We start from the raw sequence: 16500 nt of genomic DNA on the forward strand, positions 1-16500 counted from the left end.
GAATTAAATCTTATGCCTTTTGTTTTATAGTGAAAGCTGAAAATTATCTTGAATAATTCGGAGCTTCTTTTGTAATAGTAACGTTGTGTGGGTGACTTTCAGTAATTCCGCTTGACGTGATTCTAACAAAACGTCCAGATTCCTGTAAAGTTGGAATATCTTTTGAACCACAATATCCCATTCCGGCACGAAGACCTCCGATAAACTGAAGCATACTTTCGTTTAATTCTCCTTTGTAAGGAACACGACCAACGATTCCTTCCGGAACTAATTTTTTTACATCGTCTTCAACATCCTGAAAATAACGGTCTTTAGAACCTGTTTGCATAGCTTCAACAGAACCCATTCCGCGGTAAGATTTGAATTTTCTTCCTTCAAAAATAATAGTTTCTCCCGGAGATTCTTTTGTTCCTGCTAATAATGAACCTAACATTACACAATCGGCACCTGCAGCAATTGCTTTCGGGATATCTCCTGTATAACGAATTCCACCATCTGCAATAACCGGAACTCCAGTTCCTTTGATAGCCGCAGCTACTTCAAGAACGGCTGAAAATTGAGGAAAACCAACACCTGCTACGATACGCGTTGTACAAATAGAACCAGGTCCTATTCCTACTTTTACACCATCGGCTCCATTTTCTACTAAATATTTAGCCGCTTCCGGAGTAGCAATGTTTCCAACAATTACATCAATGTTTGGGAATTTTGCTTTTATTTGTTTCAATGTGTTTACAACACCTTCTGTATGTCCATGTGCTGTATCAATAATGATTGCGTCTACGCCTGCAGCAACTAACGCTTCAGCTCTTTGAACTGCATCGCCAGTAACCCCAATTGCGGCAGCAACTCTCAAACGACCAAAAGTATCTTTATTAGCGATTGGTTTTTGAGTTAATTTTGTAATATCTCTAAAAGTAATTAGTCCAACTAATTCATTTTGAGCATTTACAACCGGTAATTTTTCTATTTTATGGCCTTGTAAAACTACTTCGGCTTGTTCTAATGAAGTTCCTTCTGCAACAGTAACTAAGTTTTTACTGGTCATTACTTCTATAATTGGTCTCGCTCCGTTTTTTTCGAAACGTAAATCACGATTTGTAACGATTCCTTTTAAGATTCTGTTTTCGTCAACAATTGGAATTCCGCCAATTCCGAATTCTTTCATGGCATTTTTTGCATCTGCAATTGTTGAAGTCATTGGTAATGTTACCGGATCGATAATCATTCCTGCCTCAGCACGTTTTACTTTTCTAACCTTCGCTGCTTGTTGCTCAATGGTCATATTTTTATGCAAAACACCAATTCCGCCTTCTTGCGCCATAGCAATTGCCATTGCACTTTCGGTAACGGTATCCATAGCAGCTGATACTATAGGAACGTTTAGTGTTATATTACGGGAAAATTTTGATTTGATACTCACTTCGCGAGGAAGCACATTCGAGTAGTTAGGTACTAATAATACATCGTCGTAAGTTAAACCTTCGCCGATAATCTTGGAGTTGTGTGCTATCATGGTGCAATTTCTAGTTGAATTGCGTGCAAATATAGTGAATAAATTGGAAACTTGAATACTAAGTTTTTCTTAATTTTATCTCTATAAGAAAGGTACTACATTCGTGATCTTCAAAATCCAAATAAAAAATTCCAAATTCCAATTTTGTTGCTCCATTTGAAAATATGCAGCAATAAAGGTTTGGAATTTGGAATTTATGTATTGGAATTTATAAAATTAATCTGAATCTGGAAAAATAAAATTTAAACCAAATTGAAACGCTATACTATTGGCTTTGGTGACGTCTTTATATTCAAAAACATTATCGACCAGAGCATAAATATTGAATTTTCCAATTGTTCCGGAAAGTCCTAATCCCAAATTTGTATTCGAAAACGTATCAAATGTATAAGTAGCTTTAAAATCTAATTTTTCGAAAATACTGCGTTTATAAAAAGCAGTAAAAGCTGTAAAAGGTTTTTTTGGCATACTCATTATAAACAACTGACCTCCAATAGAATTTGCATATCCGCGCTTGCTTTGGGCTCTGCAATCACATTTTTCACCATATCTTGATTCTCCAAACGAATATTGAAGAGAAGAATAGAATTTTGTTGGCCTCCAGGTTGTGTATTTGTTATAAAGTGTATCTCTCGGAATAGCTTTATCAAATTCTCCTAAAACATTTCTTGGTCCATCTATATCATCAAAATTAGGATTTACTCCATTATAAGTGTAACTTCCTTTATAGGTTCGTGTTTCTATATCCTTAGACTGCCTCACAAAACCCAAATCTATAACACTTGTTGTAAACTGAAGATTATCCTTAAAATAATAGGTAACTCCTGCATCTACCCCCAAACCTAAACTTCCGTTAAAAAAACTGTTATGTATAATATCTTCAGTCTCACTCCCTCTGTATTCATCTTTTGTAAAAGTAGAAATACCTGAAGTTTTAAGTTCTAAATTTGAAGAAATTACCTGGGTATAAATATTACGCGTACCTTCAATTTCGTCTGTATAAATAAACCCCGAATTATTTGTTGATGTTGCATTTGCACCACTTGAATAAAGTTTGGCGCGGCCACCCAACACTAATTTTTCACTTATTTTTTTATGAAATCCAACATGAAGCACCGAAAGCGCTTCGGCTCTAACATTTAAATCAGCAAGATTAAAGGATTTACCCATGTGATCCCGATTTCCATCTAATGCCAATATTGCTAAATCTTTGGGCACATACATCAAAAAATCAAATTCCTGATAAACTCCAAATGACACATACGACTGACTATCTTCTCCTCCAACTCTAAAACCTCCGGAAAACACTTCGACTTGCTCATTAACATGGGTTTTATCATTGGCTGATGATTTGTTTATAATATTTCGAACTTTTTCGGTAAAATCAACTCCGTCATTAGCAAATAAATCATACGCAGAGAAGCTTTTCGAACCTACATTAGCTGAAACTCCGGATAATAACGGAATTCCAAAATAATATTTATACGAAACATCGGCACCAGGATTGACTAAAGAAGCTTGTGGAATTGAAGTAAAATTATATAGTAACGCCTTATTTTGCGCAAAACCAAACTGGAAAACAACCAGTATTATCAGATATACTTTTCTCATTCGATTTCCATATATGCGGTTGCGCTCGATCGTAATTTCAAATTACCTACACTATTCTCATTTAAGGGTGGACCTGCAGCTATTCTAACAGTAAAACCAATTTCAACTGTTTTTTTTAAAAGCTCTAGTCTTGCCTGTTCGAAAACTTCTGTGGGAAATTTTATGACATTCGGGCTTCCTGTGTATGCCGGAACTTCAAAAGTTATGGTTTCGATGATTGCGTCATTTTTATCATAAAGCACAAAATCAATACTAAAAGCTCTGTTTATAGTGTTTTCTATTTCGAAATTGAGTTCTGCCTTAACCAGATTATCCTTGAAATGATTTTCTTTAAAAATTTTAAAAGGCTGAACATCAACTGCAATTTCATGGGCATTCCCATCGTCTATGAATTTATTTGCAGGTACATCAAAAAAAGCCAGGTTAGCTACAAAAACAGGTTCGAGTTTGATATTATTGATTTGATCAATATCCAGATCGCTTGCGCATGAAGAGAATAAAAATGCCAAGCCTAAGAATATATGAATTCTTCTGATTGAGTGTGGTATTTCCATAAAAAGTAGATTAAATAATAAGAAACAACGCTAATTTGATGTAACTTATTATAAATTGAGTAATAAATATACTACTTTTTATTCTAATGAAATTGTCCAAACAGTTTTGAAGCCTCATTATAAGCACTTTCAAAACTTAAAGAGTTTAGTCCTGTTGTTTTTTTATTTGAAGTAAAATAGGAAATTAACTTTTCGGTAGGCATATTCCCGGTTAATTTATCTGTAGCCATCGGGCAGCCTCCAAAACCCTGAATTGCACCGTCAAAACGAGTACAGCCGGCTTTTGAAGCTGCTTCTATTTTTTCGAACCAGCTATTTGGAGTGGTATGCAAATGCGCCCCAAATTCAATTTGAGGATATTTCGGAATTAAATTCGAAAAAAGATACGTGATTACTTCCGGCGTTGAACTTCCAACGGTATCAGAAAGTGAAAGGATTTTTACACCCATTGTCGACAATTTTTCTGTCCACTCTCCTACGATTTCAACATTCCACGGATCTCCGTACGGATTTCCGAAACCCATTGAAAGGTACGTTACAACTTCTTTATTTTTTTTATCAGCAATTTCCAGAATTTCTTCCAATGTAACCAAAGATTCTGCGATGGTTTTATGTGTGTTTCGCATCTGGAAATTCTCGGATATAGAAAAAGGAAAACCTAAATATTGAATAGGTTCATGCTCTGATGCCATTGCAGCGCCTTGTGTATTGGCAATGATAGCCAGCAGTTTACTTGTAGTTTGTGACAAGTCAAGCTGTGCCAAAACTTCGGCTGTATCCTGCATTTGCGGAATCGCTTTGGGAGAAACAAAACTTCCAAAATCAATGGTATCAAAACCCACTCTAAGCAAAGCTTGTATGTATGAAACCTTATTCTTGGTAGGAATAAAGGTTTTGATACCCTGCATGGCATCACGTGGACATTCGATAATTTTGATTTCTTTATTCAAAGTTTATTCTTTTGTGAAGGCTAAGTTAGTTTCTTTTTTAAAGAAATAAAAGTTATAATTTTCTTAAGCATTGAATGCAATCGTAAAAGTCCAGTTAAATACATAGAAACATAGATTTGCCATACTTTTAAAAAGGCATTTCATTTGAGTTTTTCTAAAATCTATATTCAGTGGCTTTAGATAATTACACAATATTGTAATTATATATAATATTACCAAAAAGAGTAATATTAATATTTATTACGTATATTTGTAATATATAAGTTAATTAATTTTTAATTATATTTGAATATGACAAGCGTAATTACAGGAGATATAATTGGTTCTAGACAGCAAAAGTCTAAACATTGGGTAGAGGATTTAAAAAAAATCCTGTCGCAGTTTGGAGAAATGCCTGCTCAATGGGAGATCTACAGAGGAGATGAATTTCAGGTAGAAATCAAAAATCCTGAAGAAGCTTTATTGACTGCTATTTTAATAAAAGCACATCTAAGAGCCCTAAAATCTGATGCAAGAATGAGTATTGGTTTTGGAGATAAAACGCATAACGCCGAAAAAATATCCGAAAGTAATGGAACTGCCTTTATAAATTCGGGAGAACTTTTTGAAACTTTAAAAAAACAAAAGGTGACTCTAGCTCTTAAAACCGGAGATATTGTTTTTGATGAAAAAATGAATTTAATGCTTCGTCTGGCATTAACTTTTATGGATAACTGGCTTGCGCAACCGGCTCAATTTGTTGCTGTTGCAATAGAAAACCCAAACTTGTCGCAAGAAGAACTGGGACAAAAATTAGGCATTAATCAAGCTGCTGTAAGTCGAAGACAAAAACGTGCTCAGTTTGATTTGGTTATGAATTTAGATCGATATTTTAGAACACAAATAAAAGAACTTACGTCATGATTTTATTTATAAAACTACTTTTAGCACATTTATTAGGCGATTTTATATGGCAGCCAAATTCGTGGGTTGCAGATAAAGAAACTAAAAAACATAAGAGTATTTATTTATATTTTCATATTCTTTTACACGGTATTCTGGCAGCGGTTTTAGTATGGGAGATTGCTTTTATTCCTTATGCCATTTTAATCGCAATTTCGCACGGAATCATTGATTTAATCAAACTCAATTTTCAACAAAATAAAACAAAACGCACTTGGTTTATTGCAGATCAAATTGCACATATTTTAGTTTTAATTGCGATCGTATTACTCTATCAAAACAAAACCATCAATTTTATTTGGTTTGATAATCAATTCTGGATTTTAATAACTGGATTTTTATTTATTACAAAACCAACTTCTATTTTTATTAAAACCATTATTTCTATCTGGAGTCCGGAAAGTCAAGATAGTAATCAGGATAATTCACTAGCCAATGCAGGAAATTACATTGGCATATTAGAACGCTTATTTGTATTTTGCTTTATACTAACCGGACATTTTGAAGCAATTGGCTTTTTATTGGCTGCTAAATCTATTTTTAGGTTTGGAGATCTAAAAGAAGCCAAAGACAGAAAACTTACCGAATATGTTTTAATTGGTACTTTAATAAGTTTTGGCGTCGCTATCACTCTCGGACTTATTGTACAGGCCTTGTTATTACAATTGCTGTAAAACTTTTTTATTTATTGCTTTTATCAACGCCGGGCCTTCATAAATAAATCCGGTGTATAATTGCACTAAACTTGCTCCGGCATTCAATTTTTCGATAGCATCATCTGCAGAATGTATTCCTCCTACTCCAATAATCGGGAATGCTTTATTGCTTTTTTCAGAAAGAAAACGAATCACTTCTGTAGAACGCTGCGTTAGCGGTTTTCCTGATAATCCGCCCATTTCAGATTGATTTTGAGATTGTAACCCGTCTCTGGAAATAGTAGTATTTGTAGCGATTACACCTGCAATTTGAGTAGTTTTTACAATATCAATAATATCTAATAATTGCTCGTCTGTTAAGTCCGGGGCAATTTTTAAAAGTATTGGTTTTATTTTTTGAGTGCTCGTTTTTTGCTTTTCTACATTTCTGTTCTGCAAAGTTTGTAATAAGGCTGTCAAAGGTTCTTTATCTTGTAAAGCTCTTAAATTTGGCGTATTTGGCGAACTCACATTTACCACAAAATAATCGACATGATCAAATAATGCATCAAAGCAAATGATATAATCGTCAACGGCATTTTCGTTTGGCGTTACTTTATTTTTTCCAATATTTCCACCAATTAAAACATTTGAATTCTTTTTTAAACGTTCAACAGCTTCAAGAACTCCGCCATTATTAAATCCCATTCGGTTAATAATTGCCTGATCTTCTTTTAATCGAAACAAACGTTTTTTAGGATTTCCTTCCTGACCAACAGGAGTTACGGTTCCTATCTCGATAAAACCAAAACCAAAGTCTGAAAGTTCTTTATACAACTTTGCATCTTTATCAAATCCTGCAGCAAGTCCAACCGGATTTTTGAATTTTATTCCGAAAACATCACGCTCTAAACGACTGTCTTTTACTTCGTAAATTGATTTTATAATTGATGAAACTCCTGGGATTTTTGAAATAAATTTAACAAATGAAAAAGTAAAATAATGTACTTCTTCCGGATCAAACCAAAAAAGTATTGGGCGAATTATCAATTTATACATAAGAGTTGTGTTGTTGTTTTTTCGGTTGCAAATTTAATTATAATACTTGAAAATGGCTCTTTTTTATAAAAACAAATAAATAAGAGATTTAAAACCAACTTATAAAAACACAATAACATTATAATCAATTAATTATAAGTTTTGACGGCTAAAAATCGTGATACTTTTTAAAGAAACCTAAAATCAATATTTAACGTTGCAAGTTATAAAATGAAACAATGTAGCGACTTTGAGCCAGCTTTTTGGCAGTTTTAATACTTAATTTTGAAGGACTTATTAGATATTAAGAAAGATCTTGTTTGCGATATTCGAAGTTATACAAAATAGATTAAGAATGTAAAACTCCATTAGTTTATGTACATCATACCCCATTTCAAAAAATATCTGTCGGTTATTCTGTTATTATTGAGTATTTCAGGCTTATCACAACAAATAAAAGATACAACCAAACTCATTCATTTTAGATATGGCGAAAAAGGAATCGAATTACGAACCAACGATAATAAATTTCTTTTTCAGCTTCAGAGTCGTTTACAATTTCGGTTTTCTACGCCAAATGATCAGGATCCGTTAACATATGACGATTATAGTCAGGATAAACAAACGACTTTTAAAATCAATCGCGCGAGGTTAAAAGTGGGCGGTCATGCTTTTGAACCCTGGCTCAATTATTATTGGGAATATGAATTGAGTCAGTCGAATTTGCTTGATTTTAGAATAATGGTCGAAAAATACAAATGGCTTAGTTTGAAAGTAGGACAATGGAAAGTTGAGTTTACCCGTGAACGTTTTATTAGCAGCGGCGAACAGCAAACTGTAGACCGGTCTTTAATCAATCGCCCGTTTACGGTAGACAGGCAAATGGGAGTTGAATTGTACGGACATCTGAAAGGAAAAGGAATTGCTGATTTTAATTATTGGGCAGCAGCTTTAACAGGAACCGGAAGAGGAAATACTTCAAATGATGATAACAACCTTATGTATTTTGGTCGTGCTCAATGGAATTTTCTCGGAAGATTTCTTGATTTTGAAGGAAGTGATTTAGAATTTCACGAAAAACCGACACCAATTATTGCTTTTTCTGCCATTACAAACCGAAGTCCTTATACGAGGTTTTCGCAATCTGGCGGAGGTTATTTAGACGGATTTGAGGACGGAGCTCCGGGACAATATCGCGTTAACCAATGGAATTTTGAAACTGCATTTATGTATCGTGGATTTTCGTGGCAAAGCGAATGGCATACTAAAGAAATTATTGATAAACTGGACAATAACAAAACCACTACGATGAAAGGTTATTATGCTCAGCTTGGTTATTTTTTTCACAATGCTTTTGAATGGTGGCCAAAACATTTAGAAATGGCAGGAAGACATGCCGCCTATAGACCTGACAACTCAATTAGACAAAATTTGCAGGATGAAACTACCATTGCTTTCAACTGGTTTTTTAAAGGCCATAAAAACAAGCTTACATCAGAGTTTAGCTATTTTAGTTTTCAGGATAAAACCCTGCCGTTAGAAGCAGGCTGGCGTTTTAGAATACAATGGGATATTTCGCTATAAATCACAAAACAAAATTCGCATTTAACTTATTTACAATCACATAGCACAAACAAAAACTAAAAATGATTTTTAATTTTTACGATTATTCTTATTTTTTTTAATAATTTTAATACACCATAAAACACTGAAAATGAAAAGTATAAATAAAACACTAAAAAAAGCGGCACTACTATGTATGGCTGGATCATTTTTCTTAATTTCTATTGATGGTTTAGCACAACGACGAGTGGGCGGCAACGGCGGCACAAAGCGAGCTGGTGGAGCTGTAAAAACAAGGCCTGCAACTCAAAGACCTGCAACGCAAACAAGGCCAGGCTCTAATAATTCTGGTGTTAGAAAATCAACCAATACAACTACGAGACCTGCCAATACTTCAAACACAAATGCTGGAAATAGAAATACAACTACCAACAGAAACTCAGCAACCAGAAACAATATCAATAATAGTGGTAACAGAAATACCAATATTAGTGGTAATACGGTGAACAGAAACAATGTAAACATTAATGTAAACAATAGTGTACATGTTCGCAACAACCGTAATACTGTTGTAAGACCCGGTCCAAGACCTTATGTACGCCCTCCTTACGTTTATGGCGGCTATAGATATCATGCTTACAATCCTTATTTCTTTCATCCATACAGACCATTTTATTGGGGTCCGGTTTGGCATCCATGGGGATTTTTTGTAGCAACTTTGGCTGTTACAGCGATTGTAGTAAGCGTTGAAAGCACACAATATCATTATGATCAGGGAGTTTGGTATACCTCGACAAGTGGTGGTTATACCGCTGTACCAGCTCCGGTTGGCGGAACCGTAAATAATATTCCGAGTGGTGCCCAAACTGTAAATACCGGAACTGTCAATAATTATTATTACGGTGGAACGTATTATGAAAAAGACGGCAGCACCTATAAAGTTGTTGCACCAACAGCCGGAACTTTAGTAGATAACTTGCCCGAAGGCGGTGAAGAAGTCACTATAGGAGATGTAAAATATGTAAAATTTGGAGAAACCTACTACCAACCCGTACAAGTTGATGGAAAAGATAAATACGAAGTTGTTCAGGTTGAAGAAGATAAATAATAAATATTTATTTTTATTAACCCTATAGAATAACTAGAATAATTATTTAACTTTGACCAGATTGTTTTCCGGCAATTACTTTCAATTAAAATTGACTAACATGAAAAATAAAACCTATTGGATATTTGCAATACTAGCCCTTTCAATTATTTCTATTGCATTTGGTTATACTAAGATTATTCCAAAAGAAAAAAATGAAATAGCCGCAGCAAAAGATTGTGCCGAAACTCCGCATGCTACTGGCGAATCTGTTTTTAAACCCACCATTGAAAATAAAAATAAACCTACCGGCAAAGCACCAAAAGGCATGGTCTGGATTCCGGGAGGAGAATTTTCTATGGGAAGTAACGTCGAAGACGAAAGCTTATGCAGCATAAAAGGTGTTACAAAAGATGCCGCGCCAATTCACAGGGTTTATGTTGATGGCTATTATATGGATCAAACTGAAGTTACTAACGAGCAATTTGCTGCTTTTGTAAAAGCCACAGGTTATGTAACGCTGGCTGAAAAAAAACCAACACACGAGGAATATCCTGATGCTCCATTAGAAAATTTAATAGCAGGATCGGCAGTTTTCACCCCTACTCCGGCAACTGTAGATTTAAATAATTATATGCAATGGTGGAGCTACGTTGGTGGTGCCGACTGGAGACATCCCGAAGGTCCAATGAGTTCCATTATTGGCAGAGAGAAATATCCTGTTGTGCAAGTTTCTTATGCTGATGCAGCTGCTTATGCAAAATGGGCCGGTAAAAGACTACCAACCGAAGCCGAATGGGAATTTGCAGCTCGTGGCGGAAAATCTGGGCAATTGTATGCTTGGGGAAATACATTAAAACCTAAAGGAAAGTTTCAGGGAAATATTTATCAGGGACATTTCCCTATTGAAAAAGGCGATACCGGCGAAGATGGATATATTGGTATAGCGCCAACAGCACAATTTGAACCAAACTCTTATGGCTTATATGATATTGGAGGAAATGTTTGGGAATGGACAAATGATTGGTATACTCCTGATTACTATGCCACTTTAAGCGAAAGCGGACAAGTAACCAAAAACCCAAAAGGTGCTGAAAAATCATACGATCCCGCAGATCCTGGCCTACTGAAAAAGGTACAACGCGGTGGATCATTTTTATGTACAGATCAATATTGTTCCCGATATATGGTTGGTACACGAGGTAAAGGCGATTATCAATCTCCGGCAAATCATATTGGTTTTAGATGTGTGCAGTAAAGTTTTTTGCCACTAATTTCACTAATTAGAAGTGTCTACAAATAAAACTTAAATCCAGTTTCATGAAATATAATTCGTGAAATTGGATTTTTAAATTATAAATGATTCGTGCTAATTCGTGAAATTCGTGGCGAACTTTTTTATCTCACCCTTCAACCATAAATTAGTAGACATTTGTGCAATTCGTGGCGAACTCTTTTTCCTTATATTTGCTAAAAATTAAAGAAATGCAGCATATTATAGATCGTTTTATCAGTTATGTAACAATTGATACAGAATCAGACCCAAACTCACAAACTACTCCAAGTACAGAAAAACAATGGAATCTTGCCAATAAATTAGTTGAAGAACTAAAAACAATTGGTTTACAAGATGTCACTATAGATGATAAAGCCTATATCATGGCAACTTTGCCAAGTAATGTAGATCACGAAGTTCCCGTAATTGGTTTCGTTTCACATTTTGATACCTCTCCGGATTTTAGCGGAGCAAATGTAAAGCCTCAAATTATTGAGAATTACGACGGAAAAGACATCGTTTTAAACGCAGAGAAAAACATTGTTTTATCTCCAAATTACTTTAAAGATTTATTACAATATAAAGGACAAACCATCATCACAACAGACGGAACAACCTTGCTTGGTGCGGATGATAAAGCGGGAATTACAGAAATTGTTTCTGCTATGGAATATTTAATTCAGCATCCGGAAATTAAACACGGAAAAATCAGAATTGGTTTTACTCCTGATGAAGAAATTGGTCGTGGCGCTCATCATTTTGATGTAGAAAAATTTGGTGCTCAATGGGCTTATACAATGGACGGAAGCCAGATTGGTGAATTAGAATACGAAAATTTTAATGCCGCCGGAGCCAAAATTACTTTTAAAGGAAAAAGCGTTCACCCAGGTTATGCCAAAGGAAAAATGATCAACTCGATGTTGATTGCAAATGATTTCATTAACGAACTTCCGAAAGGAGAAACGCCACAGGAAACTAAAGGTTATGAAGGCTTTTTTCATGTTCATCATTTAACAGGAAGCATTGAAGAAACAGTTTTAGAATTGATTATTCGTGATCACAACAAAGTTAAATTTGAAAAAAGAAAAGATTTAATTGGAAAAATTGCCAGGAAAATCAACAAAAAATTCGCCAAACAATTTGGTGAAGATATTGTAACTACTGAAGTAAGAGATCAGTATTATAATATGAAAGAAAAAGTGCTTCCGGTAAAACATATTGTTGACATTGCTGAAAAAGCAATGAGAGAACTAAACATCAAACCGATCATTAAACCTATTCGTGGCGGAACTGACGGATCTCAATTATCCTACATGGGATTACCTTGTCCGAATATTTTTGCGGGCGGACATAACTTTCACGGAAAATACGAATATGTTCCTGCAGAAAGTATCCAGAAAGCAACCGAAGTAATTGTAAAAATTGCGGAATTAACAGCCATTCAGGGTGCTTTTGATGTAACTGAAAAACCTAAAAGCAAAAAATAAATTGGAACCAATTTCTGATAAAAAACACGTTTGGGACAAAGTCAATAAATGGGAAGAAGAACTTCTTTTCCTAAAATCAATTATTGACAAAACCGAACTCGTTGAAACCATAAAATGGGGCGCTCCTATTTATGTTTACAACAAGAGAAATATTATCGGGATTGGAGGTTTTAAAGATTATTTTGCTATTTGGTTTCTTAATGGAGTATTTTTAAAAGACAAGAAAAAGAGACTCATTAATGCTCAGGAAGACAAAACAAAATCGATGCGTCAATGGCGATTTACTTCAAAAGAACAAGTAAACGAAAAAGAAGTTTTAGAATATATTCTGGAAGCCATTGAAAACGAAAAGCAGGGAAAAATTATTAAACCTTCAAAGAAAGAAGCCATAGTTTCTGAATTACTGCAAAAGGAAATGGATTTGAATCCGGCTTTAGCAGAAGCTTTTCAAAAATTCGCACCTTATAAACAATATGAGTTTTTAGAATACATTGAAACAGCCAAACAAGAGAAAACGAAACTATCAAGAATCGAGAAAGTGATTCCGATGATTTTAGGGAATGTTGGGTTGAATGATAAATACAGGTAAGTTTTAGAAATTTCAAATAAGAAAATTCCAAATTCCAACCTTTGTCAAAGTTTAAAACTTTGACAAAGGTTTTTTATTTACACAAGCTGCGTCTTTGCGAGGAACGAAGCAATCTCACGAAATAACTCGACAAAAGTCTATACTCAACGTAACCCCAATCTTGTCATCCCGAGGAACGAGGGATCTCCGCAAGTAGCTCGACAAAGATTGAAGAATTACTGTATGGAGCTTCTTGCGGAGATCCCTCGTTCCTCGGGATGACAAGATTGGGGATACTTTGTAGTTATTCTTGTGGAAGTACTTCGTGAGATTGCTTCGTTCCTCGCAAAGATAATTCAATGCGCTTAATTTCAAGACAAAAAAAAATCCCAAATTCCAGTTGAAATTTGGGATTTATATTTTATTTGGAATTTTAAAAAGCGTTAAGCTTTTTTATTCAAAGCAGAGCTCAATTCTAAAGAAATAGCTGAACGCTCTAATTTTAATTTTCCAGACATTGTTTCAATTACAACAGTTGTTTCTGCAAGTTCAACAACTTTACCGTGAAAACCACTTTTAGTAATTATTTTGTCACCTACTTTTAGGCTGCTTTCAAATTCTTTTTCGTTTTTTGCTCTTTTTTGTTGTGGTCTGATCATGAAGAAATAGATCACTACAAACATTAATAGAAATGGCGCAAATTGAGTTAATTGTCCCATAATTTAATTTCTGTTTTTGATTTGATTTATTATTAATATTTTATTTTAACTCTTTGACTTAGCTCAGAGTGGCATTGGAATTTGGAATTTCAAAAGATTGGAATTTCTTTTAAAATTTTACATCAACCCTCTTCCTACTTTTACCATCTTTTTGTTGGCTTCAAGTTCTTTTACCAAATTATCTAAAATTCCGTTGATAAAAATACTACTTTTTGGTGTAGAATATTCTTTCGCAATTTCTAAATATTCGTTAAGAGTAACTTTTACCGGAATCGACGGGAATTTTAAAAATTCGCAAATTGCCATTTTCAAAATAATTGTATCAATTTCAGCAATTCTATCGCTGTCCCAGTTTGGTGTTTTATCGTCGTATTCTTTTGCAAAAATAGATTCGTTTAAAACTGTTCTTCTAAATAAATCTTTTGCAAAATCTTTATCTTCAACATCTTTATACAATTTTGGCACTCTAAAATCGTCAGGATCTTCGGTTTTTATGGCTTTCAATTGTTTAATTATATGTGTATTTACAACCGGAATATCATCAACCCAGGTTAATTTATCGTCTTCTAAATACTCATATAATTTCTCATTCGGAACAATAACTTCTGCAAACAAATCAATTATAAATTGTCTGTCTTCTTCAAAAGTATTTTTTGTTGTGCTCATGTATTTTGCATACAAATCGCTCGCTTTAATATCATTTAAAAGTAAAATGATATAATCGTCATTTAAAGACCAGTTGTTGATTTTACGATTTTCTAAAGCAATACTAAGTGAATTGCTTTCGGCAAGAAGCTGAAAAATTTTGTTCTTGATAAATTTTTCATTCGGATTACGTTCTGCAGCAGTTGCAAGATGTTTTTTGCTTGAAAGATGTAAAAAAACAGATTCTTTTTTGCAAATTTCAATCAATGAAGAAAGCATTATAAGATATAAGTCCTGAATATTATCAATGCTGTAAAAAAGAAACTTCTCTTCTTTTTCCATATTATCAGAACCGCTTTGATGCATTGCATAAATGGATTGCATTACTTTAACGCGTATGTGTCTTCTATTTACCACCTTGTAAGAACATTTAAAAATTAGTTTGCAAAAATAAGAATTAAAGAGACGATATTAAAATTTAATTCCATAAAAATATCTCAAAATTGTAATTCATAATCGATATAAAAAAAGTCCCAGTTTTCAGTCGCAGCCTTTGATATATCAAAAAACTGTGACTGAGACTGAGACTCTCAACAATAAAACTTGTCTTTATTATTTTTTGCTGTTTTCAATTTTTCTCAAATCGATACGATTTTGAGCAATTGTAAGGGCAGCTTTATGCGTTGTCATTCCGTTTTTCACAGCATAATCGATAATTTCTAAAGTAGTGTTGTAGATATTTTCGGTTTTTGTCATGATTTCGGCTTTACCGTAGTGCTCTAATTCAGCATAAACATTGATAATTCCACCAGCGTTAATCAAGAAATCAGGAGCGTATAAAATACCTCTTTCCTGCAATCTTGGCCCGTGAACATTTTCATCAGCTAATTGGTTGTTGGCAGCACCAGCAATTACTTTCGCTTTAATTTTGTTTACTGTATCATCATTAATTGTAGCTCCCATTGCACATGGCGCGTAAATATCAACATCGGCAGTATATAAATCTTCGCCAGTAAAAATTGTTGCGTTGTATTTTTGAGCTACTTCGTATAATTTTTCTTCGTTGATATCAGCAATTGTAACGATCGCTCCTTCTTTAGTTAAATATTCAACCAAAGCTTCACCAACGTGACCAATTCCCTGAACCAGAACTTTTTTACCATCTAAAACATCAGAACCAAACTGGCTTTTTGCAGCCGCTTTCATTCCTAAATATACACCGTAAGCCGTAATAGGAGAAGGATTTCCAGATCCGCCTCTTTCTTCAGAAATACCCGTAACATAAGGCGTTACATCTCTTACCGTGTCCATGTCTTTTGTTTCCATTCCAACATCTTCGGCAGTAATATATCTTCCGCTTAAAGAGTGAACAAATTCACCAAACTTACGCATCAATTCTGGTGTTTTCTGCGTTTTAGCATCTCCAATAATGACAGCTTTACCACCACCAATATTAAGTCCCGTAATAGCAGATTTATAAGTCATACCTCTTGAAAGACGCAAAACATCGTTTAAAGCTTCCCATTCGGTATTATAATTCCACATTCTAGTACCTCCTAAAGCTGGACCCATAACCGAATTATGAATACCAATAATTGCTTTTAAACCTGTATCTTTGTCATTGCAAAATACAATTTGTTCGTGATCGTCAAAAGATAACTGACCAAAAACAGGATCCATTTTTTGAAGTTCCTTTCCAGTTGCGAAAGTTGCATCCATAGCGTTACTATTTATTTGTTAAAATTATGAATTTGTCAAAAAGACTTCTCAAACTTAATCAAAAAATACACTTGCGCTAATTTTTTATCTTTAAAATAACAATTACACAATATTTTTATTTTGATTTAATTACAATTTATTATACTTTTAATTAGGGATAATTCACAAAATCAAACATACTTAATATTGA

The 16500-nt window shown here is 34.1% G+C and carries 15 protein-coding genes; 7 read left to right on the forward strand and 8 right to left on the reverse strand.

The features are described 5' to 3' along the window. Nucleotides 1–43: 43 nt before the first annotated feature. The 4 genes from guaB to RT99_RS19470 form a co-directional block, all read right to left on the reverse strand. Nucleotides 44–1516 (reverse strand): IMP dehydrogenase, encoded by a 1473-nt coding sequence (gene guaB / locus RT99_RS19455; RefSeq protein ID WP_042566403.1) that lies wholly within the window; start codon nucleotides 1514–1516, stop codon nucleotides 44–46. A gap of 216 nt (nucleotides 1517–1732) precedes the next feature. Continuing rightward, nucleotides 1733–3127, reverse strand: coding sequence for a DUF5723 family protein (locus RT99_RS19460; protein ID WP_042566404.1), 1395 nt, complete (start codon nucleotides 3125–3127; stop codon nucleotides 1733–1735). Continuing rightward, nucleotides 3124–3681, reverse strand: coding sequence for a hypothetical protein (locus tag RT99_RS19465; protein WP_042566405.1), 558 nt, complete (start codon nucleotides 3679–3681; stop codon nucleotides 3124–3126). The genes RT99_RS19460 and RT99_RS19465 overlap by 4 nt, the downstream gene beginning before the upstream one ends. A gap of 83 nt (nucleotides 3682–3764) precedes the next feature. After that, nucleotides 3765–4631 (reverse strand): hydroxymethylglutaryl-CoA lyase, encoded by an 867-nt coding sequence (locus RT99_RS19470; RefSeq protein ID WP_042566406.1) that lies wholly within the window; start codon nucleotides 4629–4631, stop codon nucleotides 3765–3767. Nucleotides 4632–4922: 291 nt separating this feature from the next. On the opposite strand from RT99_RS19470, the gene RT99_RS19475 reads away from it, so the two are divergent. Both RT99_RS19475 and RT99_RS19480 read left to right on the forward strand, forming a co-directional pair. Then, entirely contained in the window at nucleotides 4923–5534 is a 612-nt protein-coding gene (locus tag RT99_RS19475) for a SatD family protein (protein ID WP_042566407.1), read from the forward strand. Then, nucleotides 5531–6247 (forward strand): DUF3307 domain-containing protein, encoded by a 717-nt coding sequence (locus RT99_RS19480; protein ID WP_042566408.1) that lies wholly within the window; start codon nucleotides 5531–5533, stop codon nucleotides 6245–6247. The genes RT99_RS19475 and RT99_RS19480 overlap by 4 nt, the downstream gene beginning before the upstream one ends. Here RT99_RS19480 and RT99_RS19485 read toward each other — a convergent pair. Then, on the reverse strand, nucleotides 6233–7267 hold the full coding sequence (locus RT99_RS19485) for a quinone-dependent dihydroorotate dehydrogenase (RefSeq protein ID WP_042566409.1): 1035 nt from the start codon (nucleotides 7265–7267) through the stop codon (nucleotides 6233–6235). The genes RT99_RS19480 and RT99_RS19485 overlap by 15 nt on opposite strands. Before the next feature lie 354 nt (nucleotides 7268–7621). Between RT99_RS19485 and RT99_RS19490 the strand changes: the two genes are divergently transcribed. The 5 genes from RT99_RS19490 (at nucleotide 7622) to RT99_RS19510 (ending at nucleotide 13248) form a co-directional block, all read left to right on the forward strand. After that, on the forward strand, nucleotides 7622–8830 hold the full coding sequence (locus RT99_RS19490; RefSeq protein WP_042566410.1) for an OprO/OprP family phosphate-selective porin: 1209 nt from the start codon (nucleotides 7622–7624) through the stop codon (nucleotides 8828–8830). A gap of 130 nt (nucleotides 8831–8960) precedes the next feature. Continuing rightward, on the forward strand, nucleotides 8961–9917 hold the full coding sequence (locus tag RT99_RS19495) for a DUF6515 family protein (RefSeq protein ID WP_042566411.1): 957 nt from the start codon (nucleotides 8961–8963) through the stop codon (nucleotides 9915–9917). Between the two features lie 100 nt (nucleotides 9918–10017). Continuing rightward, nucleotides 10018–11154 (forward strand): formylglycine-generating enzyme family protein, encoded by a 1137-nt coding sequence (locus tag RT99_RS19500; protein ID WP_042566412.1) that lies wholly within the window; start codon nucleotides 10018–10020, stop codon nucleotides 11152–11154. Nucleotides 11155–11381: 227 nt separating this feature from the next. After that, nucleotides 11382–12659, forward strand: a complete 1278-nt coding sequence (pepT, locus tag RT99_RS19505; protein WP_042566413.1) for a peptidase T — start codon at nucleotides 11382–11384, stop codon at nucleotides 12657–12659. Nucleotide 12660: 1 nt separating this feature from the next. After that, nucleotides 12661–13248: a YdeI family protein gene (locus tag RT99_RS19510; protein WP_042566414.1), complete on the forward strand. Its 588-nt coding sequence runs from the start codon at nucleotides 12661–12663 to the stop codon at nucleotides 13246–13248. A gap of 422 nt (nucleotides 13249–13670) precedes the next feature. Here the strand turns inward: RT99_RS19510 and yajC are convergent, their stop codons facing one another. The 3 genes from yajC to RT99_RS19525 form a co-directional block, all read right to left on the reverse strand. After that, a complete protein-coding gene (gene yajC, locus RT99_RS19515) occupies nucleotides 13671–13946 on the reverse strand; it encodes a preprotein translocase subunit YajC (protein ID WP_042566415.1) in 276 nt (91 codons plus the stop codon). A 117-nt stretch (nucleotides 13947–14063) separates the two neighbouring features. Beyond that, entirely contained in the window at nucleotides 14064–14975 is a 912-nt protein-coding gene (nusB, locus tag RT99_RS19520; RefSeq protein WP_042566446.1) for a transcription antitermination factor NusB, read from the reverse strand. A 228-nt stretch (nucleotides 14976–15203) separates the two neighbouring features. Continuing rightward, nucleotides 15204–16310, reverse strand: a complete 1107-nt coding sequence (locus tag RT99_RS19525) for a Glu/Leu/Phe/Val dehydrogenase (protein WP_042566416.1) — start codon at nucleotides 16308–16310, stop codon at nucleotides 15204–15206. Nucleotides 16311–16500 lie beyond the last annotated feature (190 nt).

The organism is Flavobacterium sp. MEB061 (genome assembly GCF_000834715.1).
In the GTDB taxonomy this organism is placed as follows: domain Bacteria; phylum Bacteroidota; class Bacteroidia; order Flavobacteriales; family Flavobacteriaceae; genus Flavobacterium; species Flavobacterium pectinovorum.